The sequence below is a fragment of the Methylobacterium sp. PvR107 genome (assembly GCF_017833295.1).
Lineage (GTDB): Bacteria > Pseudomonadota > Alphaproteobacteria > Rhizobiales > Beijerinckiaceae > Methylobacterium.
The window spans coordinates 4,508,928-4,530,130 of the sequence record NZ_JAFIBW010000001.1 but is presented as its reverse complement, the minus strand read 5'-3'; the positions used below and the strand labels follow the sequence as shown (position 1 = coordinate 4,530,130).

The 21,203-nt window shown below is 69.6% G+C and carries 18 protein-coding genes; 13 read left to right on the top strand and 5 right to left on the bottom strand.

Annotated features, from left to right (window positions below; translation table 11 throughout):
- The first annotated feature begins 3 nt into the window (after window positions 1–3).
- Window positions 4–1,035: a hydroxyacid dehydrogenase gene (locus JOE48_RS21385; protein WP_210032725.1), complete on the top strand. Its 1,032-nt coding sequence runs from the start codon at window positions 4–6 to the stop codon at window positions 1,033–1,035.
- 112 nt (window positions 1,036–1,147) lie between these two features.
- On the opposite strand, the gene JOE48_RS21380 is transcribed toward JOE48_RS21385, so the two are convergent.
- From JOE48_RS21380 to JOE48_RS21370, 3 genes are all read right to left on the bottom strand, one after another.
- The gene (locus JOE48_RS21380) at window positions 1,148–1,942 is read right to left on the bottom strand and encodes a hydroxypyruvate isomerase family protein (RefSeq protein WP_210032723.1); all 795 of its coding nucleotides are present in this window, start codon (window positions 1,940–1,942) and stop codon (window positions 1,148–1,150) included.
- Window positions 1,943–1,945: 3 nt separating this feature from the next.
- Complete coding sequence (locus JOE48_RS21375) at window positions 1,946–2,617, bottom strand: aspartate/glutamate racemase family protein (RefSeq protein ID WP_210032722.1); 672 nt, start codon at window positions 2,615–2,617, stop codon at window positions 1,946–1,948.
- Window positions 2,618–2,722: 105 nt separating this feature from the next.
- Window positions 2,723–3,703, bottom strand: coding sequence for a LacI family DNA-binding transcriptional regulator (locus JOE48_RS21370; RefSeq protein WP_312893333.1), 981 nt, complete (start codon window positions 3,701–3,703; stop codon window positions 2,723–2,725).
- Between the two features lie 231 nt (window positions 3,704–3,934).
- Between JOE48_RS21370 and JOE48_RS21365 the strand changes: the two genes are divergently transcribed.
- The 8 genes from JOE48_RS21365 to JOE48_RS21330 all read left to right on the top strand — a co-directional run bounded on the left by JOE48_RS21365 (window position 3,935) and on the right by JOE48_RS21330 (window position 14,162).
- Complete coding sequence (locus tag JOE48_RS21365; RefSeq protein ID WP_210032720.1) at window positions 3,935–5,242, top strand: alpha-hydroxy acid oxidase; 1,308 nt, start codon at window positions 3,935–3,937, stop codon at window positions 5,240–5,242.
- Window positions 5,243–5,255: 13 nt separating this feature from the next.
- Window positions 5,256–6,326, top strand: coding sequence for a lactonase family protein (locus JOE48_RS21360; protein ID WP_210032719.1), 1,071 nt, complete (start codon window positions 5,256–5,258; stop codon window positions 6,324–6,326).
- A gap of 116 nt (window positions 6,327–6,442) precedes the next feature.
- The gene (locus tag JOE48_RS21355; RefSeq protein WP_210032718.1) at window positions 6,443–7,738 is read left to right on the top strand and encodes an MFS transporter; all 1,296 of its coding nucleotides are present in this window, start codon (window positions 6,443–6,445) and stop codon (window positions 7,736–7,738) included.
- Window positions 7,739–7,770: 32 nt separating this feature from the next.
- Window positions 7,771–8,607 carry an NAD(P)-dependent oxidoreductase gene (locus tag JOE48_RS21350; protein WP_210032717.1) on the top strand — a complete coding sequence of 279 codons (837 nt, stop codon included), beginning with the start codon at window positions 7,771–7,773 and terminating at the stop codon, window positions 8,605–8,607.
- Window positions 8,608–8,653: 46 nt separating this feature from the next.
- A complete protein-coding gene (locus tag JOE48_RS21345) occupies window positions 8,654–9,355 on the top strand; it encodes a substrate-binding domain-containing protein (protein ID WP_210032716.1) in 702 nt (233 codons plus the stop codon).
- A gap of 213 nt (window positions 9,356–9,568) precedes the next feature.
- Window positions 9,569–10,891 (top strand): MFS transporter, encoded by a 1,323-nt coding sequence (locus tag JOE48_RS21340; protein ID WP_210032715.1) that lies wholly within the window; start codon window positions 9,569–9,571, stop codon window positions 10,889–10,891.
- 148 nt (window positions 10,892–11,039) lie between these two features.
- Complete coding sequence (locus tag JOE48_RS21335; protein ID WP_210032714.1) at window positions 11,040–12,671, top strand: ABC1 kinase family protein; 1,632 nt, start codon at window positions 11,040–11,042, stop codon at window positions 12,669–12,671.
- Window positions 12,672–12,926: 255 nt separating this feature from the next.
- Window positions 12,927–14,162 (top strand): sensor histidine kinase, encoded by a 1,236-nt coding sequence (locus JOE48_RS21330; RefSeq protein WP_210032712.1) that lies wholly within the window; start codon window positions 12,927–12,929, stop codon window positions 14,160–14,162.
- Window positions 14,163–14,236: 74 nt separating this feature from the next.
- Here the strand turns inward: JOE48_RS21330 and JOE48_RS21325 are convergent, their stop codons facing one another.
- Window positions 14,237–14,593: an Hpt domain-containing protein gene (locus tag JOE48_RS21325; protein ID WP_210032710.1), complete on the bottom strand. Its 357-nt coding sequence runs from the start codon at window positions 14,591–14,593 to the stop codon at window positions 14,237–14,239.
- Between the two features lie 368 nt (window positions 14,594–14,961).
- Here JOE48_RS21325 and JOE48_RS21320 point away from each other — a divergent pair, with 368 nt between their 5' ends.
- The 3 genes from JOE48_RS21320 (at window position 14,962) to JOE48_RS21310 (ending at window position 19,283) form a co-directional block, all read left to right on the top strand.
- Window positions 14,962–16,422: a sensor histidine kinase gene (locus tag JOE48_RS21320; RefSeq protein WP_210032708.1), complete on the top strand. Its 1,461-nt coding sequence runs from the start codon at window positions 14,962–14,964 to the stop codon at window positions 16,420–16,422.
- Window positions 16,407–17,810 carry a sigma-54 dependent transcriptional regulator gene (locus JOE48_RS21315; protein ID WP_210032706.1) on the top strand — a complete coding sequence of 468 codons (1,404 nt, stop codon included), beginning with the start codon at window positions 16,407–16,409 and terminating at the stop codon, window positions 17,808–17,810. The genes JOE48_RS21320 and JOE48_RS21315 overlap by 16 nt, the downstream gene beginning before the upstream one ends.
- A 147-nt stretch (window positions 17,811–17,957) precedes the next feature.
- Window positions 17,958–19,283 carry an MFS transporter gene (locus JOE48_RS21310; RefSeq protein WP_210032704.1) on the top strand — a complete coding sequence of 442 codons (1,326 nt, stop codon included), beginning with the start codon at window positions 17,958–17,960 and terminating at the stop codon, window positions 19,281–19,283.
- 161 nt (window positions 19,284–19,444) lie between these two features.
- On the opposite strand, the gene JOE48_RS21305 is transcribed toward JOE48_RS21310, so the two are convergent.
- Window positions 19,445–19,660, bottom strand: coding sequence for a hypothetical protein (locus JOE48_RS21305; RefSeq protein WP_210032702.1), 216 nt, complete (start codon window positions 19,658–19,660; stop codon window positions 19,445–19,447).
- A gap of 168 nt (window positions 19,661–19,828) precedes the next feature.
- Between JOE48_RS21305 and JOE48_RS21300 the strand changes: the two genes are divergently transcribed.
- Window positions 19,829–20,950 (top strand): type II asparaginase, encoded by a 1,122-nt coding sequence (locus JOE48_RS21300; RefSeq protein ID WP_210032700.1) that lies wholly within the window; start codon window positions 19,829–19,831, stop codon window positions 20,948–20,950.
- Window positions 20,951–21,203 lie beyond the last annotated feature (253 nt).

The window sequence follows — 21,203 nt, the reverse complement described above, 5'->3', positions numbered from 1 at the left end:
GTCGTGGTGGCTCTCAAGCGCGTCTGCCGGTTCAACGTCTGGATCAATCCGGTCTTCGATGCGCGGCTGAGGGCCGAGCCCGATATCGACCTGCAGATCGGCGATCTGCAGGGTCCGGACAGCGCGCTCAAGGCGCTGCTCGAGCAGGCCCATATCTTCCACGTCTCGCCGGCGCGGGACGAGTTGCCGCGCCGCTGGCACGTCACCGACGAACTGCTCGCGTCCTGCCCGAACCTGCTCGCAGTCTCGTCGGGCGGCGCGGGCTTCGACACGGTCGATGCCGCCGCCTGCACCCGGGCCGGCGTCGCGGTGGTCAATCAGGTCGGCGGCAATGCCCAGTCGGTCGCGGAGCTCGCGATCGGTCTGATGCTCGCCGTTTCGCGCAAGATCTGCGTCTCCGACCGGCTGCTCCGGACGGCGCGGGGCTTCTCGCGGGAATCACTGATGGGCCACGAGATCGGCGGCGCGACCCTCGGCCTCGTCGGGATCGGGCATACCGGCAAAGCGGTGGCCAAGCTCGCCCGCGGCTTCGACATGCGGGTTCTCGCCTATGACCCGCTGCTCTCCGCCGAGGAGATCCGGGCGCGCGGGGCGGAGCCGGTGGAGCGGGCACAGTTGCTCGCCGAGTCCGACATCGTGTCCCTGCACTGCCCGCTCGACGACACCACGCGCGGGAGTTTCGACGCGGCGGCCTTCGCGGCGATGAAGCCGGGGGCGCTGTTCATCACCACCGCGCGGGGCGGCGTGCACGACGAGGCCGCGCTGGCCGAGGCTCTGACCTCCGGGCACCTCGCGGGGGCGGGCCTCGATGTCTGGGCGCCGGAACCGCCGCCCCTCGAGTCGGCGCTCCTCAAGCTCGAGAGCGTGGTGGCGACCTACCACACCGCCGGCGTCACCCATGAGGCGCGCCGCAACGTGGCCGCGTGGGGTGCCGAACAGATCATCGGCATCCTGAACGGCGTGACCCCGCCGCGGCTGGTCAACCCGGAGGTCTGGCCGGCCGTGCTGGAGCGCCGGGCACGGTTGCTGGGCTGAGCCCCTCACCTTTGCGGGCGCAGCGAAGCAACCCAGTCGGCGCCTCGGCGACCAATGCCGCGCTACCCTGGATTGCTTCCCTGCGCTCGCAAAGACGGCGCGGGTTTTGCCGCTACGTCGCCGCCCGCATCCAGCCCAGCCCAGCCTCGGTGCCGGCCGCCGGATGGTACTCGCAGCCGACGAAGCCGGCATAGCCGACTTCCTCCAGCGCCGCGAAGATCGGGTCGAACGCGATCGTGCCGGTCCCAGGCTCGTGACGGCCGGGATCATCGGCGATCTGGACATGGGCGATGAGCGGCGCATGTGCGCGGATCAAAGCCGCCGGGTCGTGGCCCAGGCAGACGCAGTGGTACGCGTCGAACAGCAGCTTGACGTTGTCGCGCCCGATCGCCCGAATTGCCTGGACCGCAACCAGCGGATCGTCGATCACGTAATTGGCGATCGAGCCGGGCCCGATCGGCTCGACGATCACCGTCATCCCGCGCGCCTTGGCGGCATCGGCCGCGAAGGCGAGGTTGTCGAGGTAGGTCTCCCAGAGACGCGCCTGCTCGATACCGGCCGGCCGGACGCCCGCCATCGGGTGGACCATGCGGCAGCCGAGCTGCGCGACGTAGTCGAGCGTCGGCTCGATCGTGGAGCGGTAGTACTCGACCTTGTCGGGCAGCGCTGCGAAGCCCTTCTCGCCCTTGGAGGCGTCGCCAGCCGGGAAGCCGGTCTGGACCAGCGGCACCCCCGCCCGTTCGAGCCAGCCCGCCACCTCCCGCACCGGCGTCGCGAACAGGTTCGGATGCTCGACGGCGCGGAATCCCGCTTGCGCCGCGGCGGCGAAGCGCTCCGCGAGCGGCAGCTCCGTGAACAGGAAGCCGCAATGGCCGCTGAGGCGGTCCTTGAAGGCACCGAGCTTCATGGGTCAGGCGCTCCTGCCGGTCTCGATCATCGCGCGCATCCGGTCGACCGCGGCGTGGGGCGCCGTCAGGACCGGGACGTTCACCACCTTCCGCACCGCCTCGGCCGCCCGGGAGGTCGAGAAATGCGCGAGCATGATCGCATCGCAATCGCCCAGTTCCGGCGCGCGGTCTGCGACCAGCCGGTTATGGGTCTCGGCGTCGCCGGCCCGCAGTCGCGCCATCGCGTCGTCCACCAGCACCGTGCGCAAGGTGGCCGGCCGCTCCGCCTGCCCGACGAATTCGTCGAACTCGTCGGTCATCGTGCCGACGGACGGGCCGAAGGTAGCCAGCATGCCGATGCGCTCGCCCTGCGCGATCGCCGCGCGGAACATCGCCTCGTTGGGCTTCAGCACCGGGATCGGCACGGTCTCGATCAGCCGGTCGATGGCCGGACCGAAAGCCGAGCAGGTGATCAGGATACCGTCCGCGCCCATGTCGTGGCCGTAGCGGCCAAACCGCACGAAGCGCTCGATCATGCCCTCCGAGATCTCACCCGGCTCCTTGGCGCGGTCCAGCGACAGGCCGTCGTCGAGGAGATTGACGGTCTCGGCCTCCGGCCAGTTTTCCGCGAAGGCCGCCTGGATCGGCGCCATGGCGACCGGCGTAGCGTGCAGGAGAACGATGCGGGGAGCCATGCTGTGTCTCAGGTTGGGCGCCTCGGCCGCGGGCCGAAGCGGCATCAATCGACTTGTAAGCGATTTCAAACAGGGAGCAAGATAGCGCTACCTGTGTTCGGAAGCCTAGCGCCGGGGGGGCGCCGTGCTGGCGCGAAGGATCAGTTCGGCATCGATCTCGGTAAGCCGCACCACGGGGCGGCCCTGGATGCGGGCGATCAGGTGATCGCCGGCAGCGTGGCCAATCTCGGCGGAGTGGATCCGGATCGTCGTCAGGGGCGGATCCAGGAAGGGCGCGAAGTCGGAATCGTTGTGGCCGACCACCGACAGATCGCCCGGGATGGCGAGGCCGCGGGCGCGGGCCTCGATCATCGCGCCGAAGGCGATCTGGTCGGTGCCGCAGATGATCGCGGTGGGCGGCGGACCGCTCGCGAGCATCTGGCGGAAGCCATCGCGGCCGCCGCCGATCCCGTAGGAGATCTCGATGTCGTGCTCCGGCGTGAGCCGCAGTCCGCGGGCCGCGAGCGCCTGCGCGATGCCGTTCACCCGCGCGCCGCCGCGGTCGTTGTCCTTGCGCAGGCCCGAAATCACACCGATCCGGCGATGGCCGAGATCCATCAGGTAGTTGGCCGCCCGGGCCGCCGAAGCGGCGTTGTCGAACCCGACGCAGGGGCGCTCCCGCGACAGGCTGAAGGTCTGCACCATCGGGATACCGGTGCTCGCGATGCGGGCGTAGAGATCCGGGTGGTGAATGTCGCCGACCAGCATCAGCCCGTCGACGCCCCGCTCCAGCAGGAAGGTCGCCTCCCGCAATTCGTCCTCCAAGTCGTAGCCGGCATTGGCGGCGACCAGGGTGTAGCCCGCCTGCCGCAGCCGGTCCTGGAAACTCGACAGAACGCGTACGAAGGCCTCGTTCTCGATGTTGGGGACCACCGCACCCACTGCCATGAACCGGCGGGTCGAGAGCGCCCGGGCCGCACCGTTGGCGACGAAGCCGAGATCCTGCGCGGCGCGGATGACCGCCTCGCGCTTGTCGGCCCGGACTCCCGCGGAGCCGTTGAGCACCCGGGACACGGTGGCGGTCGAGACGCCCGCGCGGCGGGCCACGTCCCGCGCCACCGGGCTACGCCACGGTGGCTCGAGAATCTCACCCGGCAGATCCAGCACTGAAATCGACCGCCCCCCTGTCACCCGGCTTCGGCTGTCTCGCGACGCCTCATCCGCGCCTCGGCGTCGGTGCCGACTCGAACAGGCAGTATATTGACACCCCTCGCGCCACCTGACTATCTGAAAGCGCTTTCAAAAGCCGTCTGCTGGACGGTCTACAGGGAGGAGCGGATGGCGACGCTCGACCGGCCGGTCTCCGGCCCGGGTGCACTGGAACGCGAGGCGCCGACGGTGGGTGGGGCAGATGCCACGGCCCCGGGCATCGCCGCGCCCCAGGCGCTCGTGACCAGTCTCAAACGCAGCGATGCGGTCACGCCCTACCGGTTCCGCGACCTGCTGGCGCTGGACGATTTCGAGCGCCACGCGCGGCGGCTGCTGCCGCCGATGATCTTCCAGTACGTGTCCGGCGGGGTCGAGACCGGCTCGGCGCTGGCGCATAGCCGGGGCGCCTATGCCGATTACGCCCTGGTGCCGCGGCTGATGCGCGATACCTCGGCCCGCGACACCGCCACCGAGCTGTTCGGCCAGACCTACGCGGCCCCCTTCGGGATCGGGCCGCTCGGCGGAGCCGCCTTCATCGCCTATCGGGGTGATCTCGTCCTGGCCGAGGCGGCCAAGCGCATGAATGTCCCGATGTGCCTGAGCGCCTCGTCGCTGATCAAGCTGGAGGATGTCCACGACCAGAACCCGCAGGCCTGGTTCCAGGGCTACCTGCCGGGCGACCAGACCCGGATCGACCGCCTGCTCAACCGCGTGGAAGCCACCGGCTACCGCACCTTCGTGGTGACCGCCGACACGCCGACGCTCGGCAACCGCGAGCACAACACCCGCAGCGGCTTCTCCATGCCGATCAAGGTCACGCCGAAGGTCGCGTGGCAGAGCGCGACCCATCCGCGCTGGCTGCTCGGCACCGTGGCCCGGACCTTCCTCAAGCACGGCGCGCCGCATTTCGAGAACACCGAGGCCGAGCGCGGGCCACCGATGATGTCGCAAGGGGCTGTGCGCAACACCATCGCCCGCGACCAGCTCTCCTGGAAGAACCTGGAGGCGATCCGCAAACGCTGGTCCGGCAACCTTCTGGTGAAGGGGCTGCTCGCCCCGGAGGATGTCCAGATGGCCCGGGAATGCGGCGCCGACGGCGTGATCCTCTCGACCCATGGCGGTCGACAGCTGGACTACGCCATCGCGCCCCTCGACGTGCTGCCGGAGATCGCCGCGCGGAAGGGCGGCCTGAAGATCATCGTCGATAGCGGCATCCGCCGAGGCACCGATGTGATGAAGGCGCTGGCGCTGGGCGCCGACTTTGTTCTGCTCGGCCGGCCCTTCATGTTCGCCGCAGCGTTGGGCGGCGTGGCGGGCGTCGAGCACGCGATGCGGATCCTCAAGGAGGAGCTGAACCGCGACATGGCGCTGATCGGGGTGAACCGCCTGTCGGAGCTCAATCCTGATTTTCTGCGCCGCGTCCCGCGGCGGGGCTGACCCGGAGATCGCCATGTCCGATGCCGCGCTCCGCCCTGCCCCGCTCGGCCTCGCTTTCGTCGGCTGCTTCACCAGCGAGCGCCGCCGCGCGCGCGGACGGGGCATCGACGTGTATCGCACCGGCGCCGGCCTGGAGGGCTGGACCCATCTCGGGCGGATGGAGGGGCTGACGAACCCATCCTTCCTCGTGACCGATCCGGCGCGTGCCATGCTCTACACCGTTCAGGGGGACGGCGAGGCGGCGAGCGCCTTCGCGGCCGGGCCCGACGGAACCCTGCTCGCCCTCGGCAGCGCCGCCACCGGCGGCAGCAACAGCGTGCATCAGGCCCTCGACCCGAGCGGGCGCTTCCTGATCGTCGCCAATTACGCCAGCGGATCGGTGGCCCTGCTGCCGGTGCGCGCCGACGGCGGGCTGGAACCGGCGAGCCACGTCCTGCCGCTCTCAGGTACACCCGGCCCGCATCGGACGGAGCAGGCCTGCGCCCACCCGCATCACGTGGTCCTCGCGCCGGGCGGAAGGCACGTGCTCGTTCCCGACAAGGGTCTCGACCGCATCTTCGTCCTGCGAATTGAGGGCGAAGGCCTCGCAATCGTGTCGGAGGTTGCGATGCGGCCGGGGGCCGGTCCGCGCCACGTCGTCTTTCACCCGGGTCGACCCCTCGCCTTCCTGGTCAACGAGTTGGACTCGAGCGTCGCGACCTGCCGCTGGGACGCCGCGTCCGGGACACTCATCCCCCGGCATCTCGTGCCGACCCTGCCCCCGGACTTCTTTGGCGCGAGCACGGCGGCGGCGATCGTGGTGACGCCCTGCGGGCGCTTCGTCTACGCCTCGAACCGAGGCCAGGATGGGATCGCCCGTTTCCGCGTGGAGGAGTCCGCCGAGCGCCTCGACCCCACCGGCTGGACGCCCTCGGGCGGCCGGGACCCGCGCTTCATGACGCTCACTCCCGACGGCAAGCACCTGCTCGTCGCCAACGAGCAGGGCGACAGCCTCGTCGAGTTTGCGATCGATCCCGCCAGCGGCGATCTCGCCCAGACAGGGTCACGGCAGAGCCTGAGCCCCTGCACGATCGCGTTCCTGTGACGACGACCTCCGGATGCCGGGTCGTCCTCCCGAGCGGAGCGAAGCGATCACAGTGCGTCTCAAGAAATCATTCGATCAAACAAAAATAAGAACATGAACACCTCGGAGGAAACCAAATGTTCGCTAAGCGGTATAGATTCCTGATCGCGTCCCTGCTCTTCATAGCCGGGATCATCAACTACATGGACCGCGCCGCGCTCGGCGTCGCGGCGCCGTTCGTCAAGCAGGACCTCAACCTGTCGCCCTCCGAGCTGGGGGTGATCTTCAGCACGTTCTTCTTCGGCTACGCGATCTTCGCCTTCGTGGGCGGCCAGCTCGCCGACCGCTACGGCCCGCGCAGCGTCTACAGCTGGGCCGCCGCCGCGTGGTCGATCCTGTGCATGCTCACCGGCGCGGTGACCGGCTTCGCCCAGATGTTCGTGGTCCGCGCCCTGTTCGGCTTCGCCGAGGGGCCGATGAACTCGACCACGAACCGCACCATCACCACGTGGTTCCCCCGCGAGGAAACCGCCCGGACGATCGGCTTCACCTTCTCGGGCCAGACCGTGGGCAGCGCCATCGCGGCCCCCGTGGTCGGCCTGCTGGCGATCCAGTACGGCTGGCGGGTGGCGTTCGTCGCCATCGGCGCCGTCGGGCTGCTCTGGGTCGTGGCGTGGCGTCTCCTGATGACCGACCGGCCGCAGGACAACCCGCGGGTCAGCCCGGAGGAGATCGCCCTCGTCGAGCGCAGCCGGGCCGTGACCCATCTCGCGCCATCGGACCACGCGCGCTCCCTGCGGGAGTACCTGTTCCTGCCCAGCACCCTGTCGCTGGGACTGGGCATGTTCGCGGTGAACTACACCCTCTACATCTTCCTCTCGTGGCTTCCGAGCTACCTGACCGATGCCCTGCACATGCCGGTGCAGCAGATGGCGCTCGTGGCCTCGATCCCGTGGGCCTGCGGCTTCGTCGGCTATGTCGGCGGCGGCATCGTCGCCGACCACCTCTACAAGCGCATGGGCGACAAGCTGGCCGCCCGGAAGCTCACCACGATCGTGCCGCTCGCCATCGCGGGCGTCGCGCTGATCACCGTCAACGCCGCGCCGAGCCCCGCCGCGGCGGTCGCGCTGATCGCGCTGGCGGTGTTGATGCTGACGAGCTCGGTGCAATCCTGCTGGGCGACGATCCACGAGCTGGTTCCGGAGGCGCGGGTCGGCGGCGTGAGCGGCTTCATCCACCTGCTCAGCAACATCTCGGGCATCGTCGGGCCGACCGCGACCGGGCTCGCCGTGCAGTATCTCGGCGGCTACGCCAGCGCCTTCGTCATCGCCGCCCTGATCGCCGCGGCGGGCGTGATCGCCATGGCGATCTTCGTGCGCCGCCCGCGCCTGCCGGAGGCGGCTCATCCCCTGAATGCCGCCAAGACCGCCTGAACCAATGCCCCCCTGATCCCGGAGTGCAGACCATGAGCGCGCGCGCCGACATAGTCCCGCAGAAACCCGTCCTTTTGACCGGAGCCTCCGGCGCCCTCGGGCGCGTCCTGACCCGGGCCCTCGCAGAGCACGGCTGGCCCCTCCGGCTCACCGATCGCGTGCCCTTCCCGGACCCGCTGCCCGAGGGATCGCGCTTCCAGCTGGCCGATTTGGAGGACGGGCCGGCGATCCTGCGGCTCGCAGAGGGCTGCGGCACGATCCTCCATTTCGGCGGGATCTCGGTGGAGCATCCGTTCGAGACGGTGATCGGCCCGAATATCCGCGGCCTCTACCACGTCTACGAGGCCGCACGCCGCGAGGGCGCCCGGATGGTCTTCGCTTCCTCGAACCACGCCATCGGCTTCCACGAGCGAACCGAGATGCTGGATGACGACTGCGCCCTGGCGCCGGACGGCTATTACGGCCTGTCCAAGGCCTATGGCGAGATGATGGGCGGCCTGTATCGCAACAAGCACGGCGTCGAGAGCGCCTTCCTGCGCATCGGCTCCTGCTTCCCCGAGCCGACCGACGCGCGGATGCTCGCCACGTGGCTCTCCTACGGCGACATGACCCGCCTGGTCATGCGCGCCACCCTGGCCCAGACCCTCGGCCCCGCCGGAACGGTCGTGATCTGGGGCGCTTCCAAGAACAGCCGCATGACCTGGTGGCGCAGGGACGGCCGCGAGACCATCGGCTGGGCGCCGCAGGACAGCGCTGATTCCTACGCGGCGGCGCTGGAGGGAAAGACCAGCGGCAACCCGGTGGCCGAGCGCTACCAGGGCGGCGGCTTCACCGCCCGCGACTATTCCCGCGACGAGCCTGCGCGGTGATGGCGGAACGGTCGACCGGCTCTCAGATGAAACGATGAGACACGATATGGCAGACGAGCAGACCGCGACCCGATTGAAATGTGCCCTCGTGGTGCGGGGCGCCTTCGACGCGTACGTGGTGCCGGCCTTCGAGTCGGCCGGTGGCCGGGCGGCGATCCATTGGGCGCCGACCGCGGTCATCATGAAGGAGATCGAGGACGGTGCGACCGCCGACGCGGTCCTTGTCCTGTCGGATGCCATGGACCGCCTGATCGCGGCGGGCCGGGTCGAGGCGGAGACCCGGGTCGACGCGGTGCGTTCCCGTTACGGCATCGCCGTGAAGGCCGGGGCACAGCACCCGGACATCTCGACCGTGGAGGCGCTTAAGCGCACGCTGGTCGAGGCGCGCTCCGTCGCCTACTCGCGCACCGGCGCGAGCGGGATCTACTTCGCGGGGCTCCTGCCGCGGCTCGGGCTGGCCGAGGCCGTGAACGCCCGTGCGACGATCATCCCGCAAGGTTTCACGGCCGAGAAGCTGGTCTCCGGCGAGGCCGATATTGCGGTCCAGCAGATCAGCGAGCTGATGGTCGTGCCGGGCATCGAGGTCGTCGGCCCCCTCCCCGATCCGGTGCAGGAGATGACGACCTTCTCGGCCGCAATCATGCGCGGCGCGACCGACCGGGCGGGCGCCGAACGTTTCCTGGCCGGCCTGACGACACCGCAGGCCGCCGAGGCCTACCGGACCAGCGGCCTCGAACCGGCCTTCTGACCGGCGTGGCGGTCCCGATCGCGCCGTCATCGTAAGGTGCGGGCGCGTTTCCGCCCTCTCGACGCTCTCCTCCCGCTGCTGGGGGCGCGATCCTCGAACCTTCCTTCGAAGCGCGCCCGGCGGGCACCTGAGGGGGGTCTGAGCTGGGTAAGGCGGCCCGATCGGATCCCAGCCTGCCGGGCCAAGAACAGAACCATGGACCCAGAGGAAACGATGCCCCCGAACGAACAGGACCGGATTGTCCGGCAGGTCTTCTTCAGGCTGATGCCGCTGCTCTTCATCGGCTACGTGATGGCCTATGTCGACCGGATCAATGTCGGCTTCGCGGCTCTGCGGATGAACGCCGACCTCGGCATCGGCCCGGCCGTGTTCGGCCTCGGCGCCGGGATCTTCTTCATCGGCTATTTCCTCTTCGAGGTGCCGAGCAACCTGATCCTGGAAAAGGTCGGGGCGCGGCGCTGGATCGCCCGGATCATGATCACCTGGGGCCTGCTCTCGGCGGCGATGATGTTCGTGCAGGGCGCGACGAGCTTCCTCGTCCTGCGCTTCCTGCTCGGCGCGGCCGAAGCCGGCTTCTACCCGGGGGTGATCCTCTACCTCACCTACTGGTTCCCGAAGGCCTACCGCGCGCGGATCTTCGGCGCCTTCGCGGTTGGAATTCCGGTCTCCCTGGCGATCGGCGCGCCGCTCTCCACCTCGATCATGCAGCTCGACGGAGTCCTGGGCCTCAAGGGCTGGCAATGGCTGTTCCTGCTCGAGGGTGTGCCCACCACCCTGTTCGGCTTCGTCTTCCTCGCCCTGATCCCCGACCGGCCGAAGGACGCGGCGTGGCTCGCGCCGGCGGACCGGACGGCTCTGCAGGCGGTGATCGACGCCGAGCAGGGGGCGGTCGCGGCCAGCCACGGAACCAGCCTGCGCGCGGCCGTCACCGACCCGCGGCTGATGGCCCTGTCGTTCATCTACTTCGCCAATACGGGCGCCAATCTCGGATTGGCGTTCTTCCTGCCGCAGATCCTCAAGAGCACCGGCCTGTCGGACATGCAGACCGGCCTGATGACCGCGGTTCCTTACGTGTTCGGGGTGATCGGCGGCCTGACCATCGGCTGGATCTCCGACCGCACCAACGACCGCCGGGTGACGCTGGCGAGTGCTTTGATGCTCACCGCGGCGGGCCTGGCGCTCGCGGGGCTCGCCACCGGCTCGCTGTGGGCGGTGGCCTTCATGGCGGTGGCGGCAGCCGGTCTCTACGGCGGCAAAGCGCCATTCTGGGCGCTGCCGCCGGTTTTCCTCTCCGGCAGCGCGGCGGCCGGCGGCATCGCGCTGATCAACTGCATCGGCAATCTCGGCGGCTTCGTTGCGCCGTCCATCGTCGGCTGGATCCGCGAGAGCAGCGGCAGCTTCGAGGCCGGGCTTTACTTCCTGGCGGCCCTGGCCTTCTCGGCGGTGATCGTGACCCTTCTGGTCGTCAATGCCCGCTTCGGCGACGCCCGCCGGCCGGCGGCGCTTCCCGTCCCGGCAGTGGCGCCGCGCACCTGACGCGACCCGGGTGGGGATCGCCCTCAGATCCCCACCCGCAGCGCCGAAGTCGCCCGAGGGTTCGCCATCCCGGGTTCGCGACCGCAAAAAAGTCCTTATGCTCGTGCTGTCCGGACACCTCATCCCGTCGGACCGGATCGCGCCCTCCATGCTGAAGACAGCCTTCGTTGCCGCCCGCGACCGCCAGCGGCTGTCCGAGATCGCGACGATCCTGATCGGCTTCGGCGTCACGCGGGTCGTCGACCGCCTCGGCCTGCGCTATCTGCCGCTGCTGCCGCGCCGCCAGCCCCGGCTCGACGTCACCCGCCTGTCCGAGCCCGAGCGCCTGCGGCGGGCGATCGAGGCGCTGGGTCCGACCTTCATCAAGTTCGGGCAGGTTCTGGCGAGCCGGCCCGACCTCCTGTCGCCCGCCTGGACCGAGGAGCTGCAGAAGCTTCACAGCCAGGTCGTGCCGGTGTCGTGGGAGCAGATCGGGCCGCAGCTCGAGCAGGATATCGGCGGATCACCGCTCGAAGTCTTCGCCGAATTCGACACCAACCCGATCGCCTCGGCGTCGATCGCCCAGGTCTACAGGGCGCGGTTGCACTCGGGCGAGGATGTGATCGTCAAGGTGCTGCGACCGAACCTGCGCAAGATCATCGAGGCGGATTTGCGCCTGATGGCGCACGGCGCCCGCATCGTCGAGAACGAGTGGCCCGACATGGCCCGCTACCAGCCGCGGGAGCAGATGCGCCACCTCGCGGAGGGCCTCAACGGCGAGCTCGACCTCCTCAACGAGGCGCGCAACTGCGAATTGCTGGCCCAGATCTTCGAGGATCGCGACGACATCGTCTTCCCGAAGATCCACTGGGAATACTGCTCCGAGCGGGTGCTGGTGCAAGACTTCATCCACGGCATCCCGCCGAACGACGAGGCGGCCCTCCGCGCGGCCGGTGTCGACAAGAAGCTGCTCGCCCAGAAGGGCACCGACGCGTTCCTGCAGATGGCGCTGATCGAGGGCGTATTCCACGCCGATCCGCATCCCGGAAACATGCTGGCGATGCCCGGCAACAAGATCGGCTTCATCGATTTCGGCATCATCGGCCGGCTGTCGCAGCGGCGGCGCTCGCAGCTCCTCGTACTAATCGGCGCCATGCTCAAGCAGGATGCCGACGGCCTGATGGCCGTGCTCCTCGACTGGACCGGCACCAGCAACCCGGACCTCACCCGCCTCCAGGTCTCGGCCCAGTCCTTCGTGGAGAGCCACTCGTCGATCCCGCTGAATCTCGGGCTGGTGCTCACCGACTTCATGAACATGGCCCGCGAGAACGACCTCGCCATGCCGACCGACCTTGCCATCCTGTTCAAGGGGCTGGTCACAGCCGACGGCGTGATGCGCCACCTCGATCCAAATTTCGACCTGTTCGCCGCGGCCGGCCCAACGGTCCGGGCGAGCATGCAGACGCAGTTCTCGCTCTCCGCGCTCAAGCAGAAGGCCGAGGCCCTGGGGGTCGGCCTCTACGGTGCCGCCTCGGAGCTTCCGACCCTGATCCACCTGATGCTGGTGCGCCTGAAGCAGGGCCGCGTCACCGTCGAGATCGAGGTCAAGGGGCTCGACAAGGTCACCCGCGGCATCGAGCGCGCCGCCGCCCGCGTCGCCGTCGCGCTGGTGGTCGCGGCCTTCGCCACGCAGCTCGCGCCCCGGCTGATCGACCTCGGCACGCCGGTCTTCGTGTCGATTGGATTAATTATTTTCGTACTCGGGATCGGCTGGCTCGTGCTGCTGATGCGTAACAAGTAGGCGACTTGATCGCCAATCTTGTTACAAACGTAAGGTGTGGCCCTGCGGCGAATACCGGGCTCATTTGATTATCTTGCGCGTCATGTTAGCGTAACACATCCAACGATTCGCCGGGTCGCGGGCGAAGAGTGTACCAGAAGCGGCAGAACCGCCGGCACCTCTGAGCTTCCGACAATCCGTCGCCGCGCCTGCGGTCGGGGGAAGGCTGGCGGCGCGCCGCGCAGAGGCGCCCGCCGGGACCATAGGGGGCGGGCGATGGATGCGGGCCTCGTGTTGCCGTGGACCGACGGGGCGACGCACCGCCTCGGCGCGCTTGAAGCAGAAAACATCCGCCTGCGGAACCTGCTGACGCAGGCGACCGCGCAGGCCGACCGGGAGCGCCAGCGCAGCCGGCGGCTCGGCCGCATCATCGAAGCCGCGAGCCGGGTAGAGGCCGGCCGCCTCGCTGCCGGGTGCGAAGCGCCCCCGCCGGGTCCGACCCGGCGCCCGGTCTCCGACCCCGACCTCGTGCCGGCCAACGACGTCCGGGCGGAACGGTCCGCACGTCATCAGGCGACCAACGATTACCTGGAGCTGCTCGACTGCGACGGCCGCCTGATCACGGCCAGCGACGAGGGCCCGGCCCTCTTCGGCGTTCGGGACGAGGCGGACGCGGTCGGTCGCCTCTGGATGGAGATCTGGACCCGGCCGGAGGATCGCGAGGCTGCGGCGGTTGCCCTGGAACGGGCACGCGCGGGCCGGCCGAGCCGCTTCCAGGCGGAGCTGGAGACCGGCGGCACGGTGCGATGGTGGGATGTCGCCGTCACCCCGCTCGGCGCAACGCCCGACCGGCCTGAGCGCATCCTCGCGGTGTCGCGCGACATCACCGAGCTGAAGCTGACCGAGGCTCGTCAGGCCCTGCTGATGCAGGAGCTGGCGCATCGGATGAAGAACACCATGGCCCTGGTCCAAGCCGTCGCGGCGCAGACCATGCGCAACGCGGCGTCCCTTGAAGCGGCCGGCGAGGCCCTGTCGGCGCGGCTGCTGGCACTCGCCAAGGCGCACGATGTGCTCCTGCAGGGCTCCTTCGCCCGCGCCTCCCTGACCGACCTGGTGGACGGGGCGATCTCCCTGCACGGCGACGGTGTCTCGGGACGGTTCGCGATTGCGGGTCCCGAACTGACCCTGAGCCCGCGCCACGGCCTGACCCTGGCGCTCATGCTGCACGAACTCGGGACCAACGCAGCCAAGTACGGTGCGCTTTCGGTCGCGGCTGGCCGCGTCGGCATCACCTGGGACGTGACCCAGACGGAGCGCGGACCGGCGTTACAATTCCGGTGGGAAGAGACCGGAGGACCGCCGGTGGAGCCGCCGACCCGCACCGGATTCGGCACCCGCCTGATCGCCCGAAGTCTCGCCCACGGCTTCGGCGGGACGGCGACGCTGCTGTACCCACGTGCCGGGGCCGTCCTGACCTTCGAGGCGCCCCTCGACGCCGTGGCGGCTGCCTGACTGGGGATCGGCGTCACGCCGTTCCGGGCCGCATGTCCCGGACCCGACGCCGACAGGACGATGCCTCGGTTCCGTCAGCCGGTGGCCCGCCGGGTCGACGGCTCCACCGCTGGCCGCATGTCCCGAAGAGCCGTGACCGTCCGGTCGCGCAGCTTCCTGAGGTCGATCAGCGATCCCGTCAGGTCGTCGCCCGCCTTGGCGGCCTCCTCAAGGCCGCGGCACGCCAGTGACAGGGGTGTGCAACCGAGCATGCCCGACATGGACACCATGGTATGCGCCTCCCGCCCGTAATCGGCCGGACCGCGATCCGAACCCTCGAACGCGGTGGCAAGGCTCACGACGAATCGGTCAAGGAGCCGGACGAGTTTCTCCCGGCCGATCGCGGCTGTCAGCTCGTCGAGCGCATCCCGATTCACGAGCGCGTGAGACACCGTCCGCCTCCGGTTACGGGCGCGATACGAGGACGGTCCAACCTCGTTCTCTCGCCCAGGGAACGCGGTCACGCGGACATTCTCAACTCCGCCAGTGCCACGTATTCAAAAAGAAGCGCACACTTCAAGCGGCACCTGCGCAAAACCTCGCTGAATTGCAAGCACCGACGCGAGGCATTTCGACCGCCAGACCCGAATTCCCATCGCTATTCTCATCGTAAAGTTGCACTCATCTCCTTGAAGAAGCCACCGCTTGTCCACGACTCCCGCCTGCGGGCTGGTGGCCGCTGCGGTGACCAGTGCTAAGCCTTCGAACGGGCGGCGCGAAACCGTCGAGGAGCCCGCAGCTTGCCCGACCGGACAGCATCGTGACAGCCTACAGCCTGCGCGCCCGGCTGCTTGCCCTGTGGGTGCTCCTGCTGACCTCGGCAGCCGCGACCGCCTACCTGATGTATGGCGTCTACAACCAGTCGACCGGCGTGCAGGTGGCTCAGACCGAGATCGCGGTGGCGCGGGCCTGTCGCGCGATCATCGACCGGTACGCCCTGCTGGTCCACGACCGCGGCGGCAGGATTGCTGAAGGTGACCTCGCCGAAATGGTCGAGGCGGCGCTCGGTCGTTTCGGGGAGGTCGAAGGCGGCATCTGGAGCGCGTCGGACGGTTCGGTCGCCTATGCCTATCCCACCTACGAAGGGACCGGGCCGAAGACGGACGTCCCGGCGGCCGAGCGCGATACGATCGCGGCCGTGAACGCCGAGGCGCTGCGCGTCGACCACGCGGTCCCACAACGCCGGCCGAGCCGTACGCAGGTGATGCTGCTGCAGGGTTGTCCGCTGCATGGGCCCGAGCCCGGGCTGACCGCCTGGGCCATGGGACGCGCCCGCGTCAACGACGGCCCCACCTACACGCGTTTCGTGGCCGGGCTCGGCTTCCTGGCCGCCACGGTGCTCGGGTCGGCGGCCTTGCTCGGACGGTTCCTGTACGGGTTCTCCGGCCGGATCGCGCGGCTTGAAGCCGCACTCGCGACGCAACCGGACGGCGAGGATCTGCCTCGGCTCGACCGGACCGGCGAGCGCGAACTCGACCGTCTGGTCGACGCCCTCAATGCGGCGGGCGGGCGCCTGCGGGAGGCGCGGGCGCGGGTCGTGGCCGCCGAGCGTCTGGCCACGGCCGGCCGGCTCGCGGCCAGCATCGCCCACGAGATCCGTAACCCGATCGCCGCGATGCGATTGAAGGCCGAGAACGCCCTGGCCAGCGGCGATCCGAACCGCGCCACGCTGGCCCTCGAAGCGATGCTCGGCCAGATCGCGCGGGTGGACACGCTGTTGCGCGACCTCCTCAACCTGACCCAGGCGCGGCCGCTTCACCGGATACCGACCGCGATCGCCCCGCTGCTCACCGAATGCGCGCGCCTGCACGAGGATCTCGCGACCGCCGGCAACGTCCGGATCGAGACGGTGCTGGACGGTCTGCCCGGGTCGGACCACCCGCATATCGACCGAGCCCAGGTTGCGCGCGCCCTCGACAACCTGCTGCTTAACGCGCTCCAGCACACGCCCGCCGGCGGTCGTGTCCGCCTCGCCGCCGCGCGGGACACGGTTGATGGAACGATGCGTCTGCGGCTTCGCGTCAGCGATACCGGTCCTGGGGTCGATCCCGCGATCCGCACCAGCCTATTCGAGCCGTTCGTCACCGGCCGCCCCGACGGGACCGGCCTCGGACTCGCGATCGTGCACGAGATCGCGCTGGCGCATCGCGGCGCAGCCGGGTTGGTCGACAACGCGCCCGAGACCACCTTCTGTCTGGAGCTGCCATGGCGACCATCCTGATCGTCGACGACGACCGCGCCCTCCGGGAAGGCCTCACCGAGACCGTGGCCGATCTCGGACACACGCCCGTGCCGGCGGCATCCGGCTCGGAGGCGCTCGCGCGGCTGCGGGAAACCCCGGTGGCGGCCGTGCTCCTCGACCTGCGCATGCCCGGCGACCTCGACGGCATGGCCACGCTGGAGCAGATCTGCGCGTTGCCGGACCGGCCGCCCGTGACCGTCCTGACCGCCTTCGCGAGCCCGGCCAACACGATCGAGGCGATGCGCCTCGGCGCCCACGACCATCTCACCAAGCCGATCGGCCGCTCGGATCTCGCCGCTGCCCTCGACGCGATGCTGGCGCATGCCCGGCCGGACACCGCCGCTCAAGCCGCGCATGCCGGTCATCCGGGCCTCGTCGGATCGAGCGAAAGCATGCGGCGGGTCCAGAAGACCATCGGTCTCGTTGCCGACACGGCGTCGACCGTGCTGATACGTGGCGAGACCGGCACCGGCAAGGAGGAGGTGGCACGCGCCCTCCACGCTTTCTCGCGGCGGCGGGCGCGGCCGTTCATCCCGGTGAATTGTGCGGCCGTCCCGGGCGACCAGCTGGAGAGCGAGCTGTTCGGCCACGTCCGGGGCGCCTTCGCTGGGGCAGCCGCGGACCGTGCCGGCGCCTTTCACCAGGCCGAGGGCGGCACGCTGTTCCTGGACGAGATCGGCGACATGCCGGCTGCCATGCAGGCCAAGATCCTGCGCGTCATCCAGGATTGCGTTGTGACGCCGCTCGGCGGCCGTTCCGCACGGGTCGATGTCCGTCTCGTCGCCGCCACGCATCGCGATCTGCCGGCCCTCGTGGCCGAGGGCGGGTTCCGGGCCGACCTGTACTACCGTCTCGATGTCGTGCCGATCGACCTCCCCCCGCTGCGCGAGCGCCTTGCCGACATCGTGCCGCTCGCCGAGCATTTCCTGGCCCGGTCGGGCAAGCGCCTGAGCGGCGGCGCGGCATCCCGCCTCCTGGCCTATGATTGGCCGGGCAACGTGCGCGAGCTGCGCAACGTCGTGGAGCGGGCGGCGGTGCTGGTGCGCGGCGGTGTGATCGCGGCCGACGACATCGATCTGCCGGCGGGCAGACCCGAGCGGAAAGCCGGTGACGGATTACCCCAGGACTGGCTCTCCGGCGATCTGCCCGGCGCGGTGGCACGCCTGGAGCGGACCATGATCGCGGCGGCCTTGCGCGAGGCCGATGGCAATCGGGCTCGGGCCGCACGCCGTCTCGGCATCCAGCGTCAGCTCCTGTACGCCAAGATCGAGCGCTACGGGCTCGGCGCGCCGGGCACCGATCTGTCGGGAGACACGACAGGACCTGTCGGGAATCCCGACGCATCGGATCTGCCTGAGCCGGGCTAAGCCGCTCACGGAACACGGAATCTCGAGCCGGCGGCGTGCCACCTGCCTCCTGCGGGAACCGATTGCCTGCGCGCGCGTCGAGCCACGCGGCGGGCCGGCCGGATCGTAGGTGCTGGGCCCCGCCGCCGGTCGGGGGATCGAGGCACGATGGACAGGATCGAGGGGGGCCGGCAGGCCCGGGACGCGCACACCCGGGCACCCGCCAGCAAAGCCCTGCGCGGCCTCGACGCGCTGAACTTTTTCCTGGCTGACGTGCGTGACGGCCTCGGCCCCTACCTCGCCATCTATCTCATCGCGGTGCGCGGCCCCGACCAGGGCTGGAACGAAGCGACGACCGGCCTCGTCATGACGATCGCCGGGATCCTCGGCCTCGTCGCGCAGACGCCGGCGGGTGCGCTGATCGACGCGACCAACCACAAGCGCGCGGTGGTGATCGGCGGCGCCATTGCGGTGACGGCGAGCTGCCTCGTCCTGCCGTTCATCGCGAACTTCTACCTCGTGGCCGCGACGCAATCGATCGCCCACGTGGCCGGGACGATCTTCCCGCCGGCGTTGGCCGCGATCACGCTGGGCCTAGTCGGCCCGAAGATGTTCGCCAAGCGGATCGGCCGCAACGAGGGCTTCAACCATGCCGGCAATGCGGTCTCGGCCGCTCTGGCGGGCGGGCTGGCCTATTTCTTCGGCCCGGTCGTGGTGTTCTGGCTGATGGGCGTGCTGGCGGCCCTCTCGATCGGCGCCATGCTGATGGTGCCGGCCGACGCCATCGACAACGATCTCGCCCGCGGCATGACCGAAGGCGAAGCGCAGGCGCAGGCGCAGGAAACGCCCTCGGGCCTCGCCACCCTGCTGCAGAACCGCGCGCTGCTGCTGTTCGCGGTGCTCTGCGCGATCTTCCATCTCGCCAACGCGGCGATGCTCACCTCCGTGGGCCAGCTCCTCACGCATTTGTCGGGCCAGGACCATGCGACCTCGCTGATCGCCGTCTGCATCGTGGCGGCACAGTGCGTGATGGTGCCGGTGGCGATCTTCGTGGGCGCCAAGGCCGACGTGATCGGCCGCAAGCCGATCTTCCTGGCGGCGTTCGGGGTCCTGGCGCTGCGCGGCGTGCTCTACACGATGTCGAACAACCCGTTCTGGCTGGTCGGCGTCCAGCTCCTCGACGGGATCGGCGCGGGCGTCTACGGCGCGCTGTTCCCGATCGTGGTGGCCGACCTGACCCGCGGCGGCGGCCGCTTCAACGCGGCCCAGGGCGCCGTCGCGACCGCACAGGGGATCGGCGCGTCCTTGAGCGCGACGCTTGCCGGCGTGATCATCGTGTCCGCGGGCTATTCCACCGCCTTCCTGGCGCTCGCGGCCATCGCGGCCTTTGGCTTCGTGCTCTACCTCATGCTGATGCCCGAGACCCGCGGCGGCAGCGCGAGCGAGCCGGAGAGCGACGGGAATCTACCGCCGGCGGTGCCAGCGAGCGCGTGAGCGGTCACGAGTCGGCGACTCCGTCTTTGCGTGCGCAGCGAATCAACCTCGGGCAGCGCGCCCTCGGAAGAGTGGCGTGCCTGGATCGTTTCGCGCCCCGCCGGCGGCGTCGAAGAGGCAGCGGCCTAGGCTGACAGCAACCCTCTCGCCGCAAGGCGGCGTCAGAGGGTGGCGGCCAGGATCGGATCCGGCGGCATCGCCGCCACCGTCGCTTCCGGCGGAGCCTTTCGCGAGACGTAGTAGAGATCGATGGCGTGCCAGAACGCGCCCTGCTCCTCGACCGAGCGGCGCGAGAGTGAGCTCTCGAGGATCGACATCGCGGCCCGCGCGGGCTCGCTCCGCTCGAGTTCCTCGAGCAGGCCGGCGAGATGCAGCATGGGCTTACCTCCGAACGAACAGTAACTCCGTAAAACGCCCGAGCCACCCGTTCGATCCAGAGGCCGCGCGCCGGCGCGTCCCGCACGATCCTTGCCTCGCGCGGAACCGCGGCTACCATCGTGTCGCCCGAGTCTGACTCGCTTTCCTTCAACCATCGAGGATCACCGATGTTCTCAAGCCGAAGCGGCGCGGCCCTGACCGCGCGCGGCGCTTTCTTCGCGCTGGCCCTGGCCGGCACGCTCGGGGCGGGTCCGCTCCGCGCCCGCGAAATGCCCGAGGCCGGCACGGCGGCGGCGACGAAGAAGCCGAACGTCGTGATCCTCGCCACCGGCGGCACGATCGCGGGCGCCGGGGCGGATGCCGCCAACAGCGCCACCTACACGGCCGCGAAGGTTCCGGTCGACAAGCTGATCGCCGCCGTGCCCCAGATGAGTGCCGTCGCCAACGTGCGCGGCGAGCAGGTCTTCCAGATCGCCTCGGAGAGCTTCACGGATGCGCAGCTCGTCCAGCTCGGGAAGCGCGTGTCCCAGCTGCTGAAACAGGATGACGTCGACGGCGTGGTCATCACCCACGGCACCGACACGCTGGAGGAGACGTCCTTCTTCCTCGACCTCGTGGTGAAGAGCGACAAGCCGATCGTGGTGGTCGGCTCGATGCGGCCCTCCACGGCGATCTCGGCGGACGGTGCCCTCAACCTGCTGGACGCCGTGACGGTGGCCGCCAGCAAGGAGGCAATCGGCCAGGGCGTGACCGTGACGATGAACGACACCATCCAGTCGGGTCGCGACGTGACCAAGCGGACCAACGTCGTGCCCAGCGCCTTCTACAGCCAGTGGGGACCGCTCGGCATGGTGATCGAGGGCAAGACCTACTTCTTCCGCTCCCTGTCGAAGCGCCACAACTCGACCTCGGAGTTCGACATCGACCAGATCGACAGCCTGCCGTTGGTGGGCATCGTCTACGGCTCGGGCAATATGATCCCGGGCGTCTACGACGCGGAGGTCCAGGCCGGCGCCAAGGCGATCGTCAATGCCGGCACCGGCAACGGCTCGGTGGCCGGCTATCTCGTCGACACGCTCAAGGACATCCGGTCCAAGGGCACTCTCATCATCCGCTCCTCGCGGGTGCCGGACGGGCTCGTCCTGCGCAACGCCGAGCAGCCGGACGACAAATATGACTGGGTGGTCGCCCACGACCTGAACCCCGCCAAGGCCAAGATCCTGGCCGCCGTGGCGCTGACCAAGACCAACGACACCAAAGAGCTTCAGCGGATCTTCTGGGAGTACTGAGGCGCATCGAGGCGACGCGCCTTCGCCGAGGAAGCGACTTCCGACCCGCGGGCACCCTCGCCCTCTCGGGACGCGATGTTCGCAGATCGTCGGCCGAGACGCGCGCTTCTCCGCCTTGTGGGGAGGCGTTGGAGGTGGTCGAGGAGGCATCGGGACGCGCAATCCTGCACCACCCGCCACCCCCGCCCTCTCCCCGCAAGGGGGCGGGAAAAAGGGCTTTGTCTTCCGAGTGTCGAGTATCGGACTTAGCCGG

Coding starts and splice junctions, on each gene's coding strand:
- JOE48_RS21380 (WP_210032723.1), bottom strand. CDS start 1,942: ATGAAGCTCGGTGCCTTCAAGGACCGCCTCAGCGGCCATTGCGGCTTC.
- JOE48_RS21375 (WP_210032722.1), bottom strand. CDS start 2,617: ATGGCTCCCCGCATCGTTCTCCTGCACGCTACGCCGGTCGCCATGGCG.
- JOE48_RS21365 (WP_210032720.1), top strand. CDS start 3,935: ATGGCGACGCTCGACCGGCCGGTCTCCGGCCCGGGTGCACTGGAACGC.
- JOE48_RS21360 (WP_210032719.1), top strand. CDS start 5,256: ATGTCCGATGCCGCGCTCCGCCCTGCCCCGCTCGGCCTCGCTTTCGTC.
- JOE48_RS21355 (WP_210032718.1), top strand. CDS start 6,443: ATGTTCGCTAAGCGGTATAGATTCCTGATCGCGTCCCTGCTCTTCATA.
- JOE48_RS21350 (WP_210032717.1), top strand. CDS start 7,771: ATGAGCGCGCGCGCCGACATAGTCCCGCAGAAACCCGTCCTTTTGACC.
- JOE48_RS21345 (WP_210032716.1), top strand. CDS start 8,654: ATGGCAGACGAGCAGACCGCGACCCGATTGAAATGTGCCCTCGTGGTG.
- JOE48_RS21340 (WP_210032715.1), top strand. CDS start 9,569: ATGCCCCCGAACGAACAGGACCGGATTGTCCGGCAGGTCTTCTTCAGG.
- JOE48_RS21335 (WP_210032714.1), top strand. CDS start 11,040: ATGCTGAAGACAGCCTTCGTTGCCGCCCGCGACCGCCAGCGGCTGTCC.
- JOE48_RS21330 (WP_210032712.1), top strand. CDS start 12,927: ATGGATGCGGGCCTCGTGTTGCCGTGGACCGACGGGGCGACGCACCGC.
- JOE48_RS21315 (WP_210032706.1), top strand. CDS start 16,407: ATGGCGACCATCCTGATCGTCGACGACGACCGCGCCCTCCGGGAAGGC.
- JOE48_RS21310 (WP_210032704.1), top strand. CDS start 17,958: ATGGACAGGATCGAGGGGGGCCGGCAGGCCCGGGACGCGCACACCCGG.
- JOE48_RS21305 (WP_210032702.1), bottom strand. CDS start 19,660: ATGCTGCATCTCGCCGGCCTGCTCGAGGAACTCGAGCGGAGCGAGCCC.
- JOE48_RS21300 (WP_210032700.1), top strand. CDS start 19,829: ATGTTCTCAAGCCGAAGCGGCGCGGCCCTGACCGCGCGCGGCGCTTTC.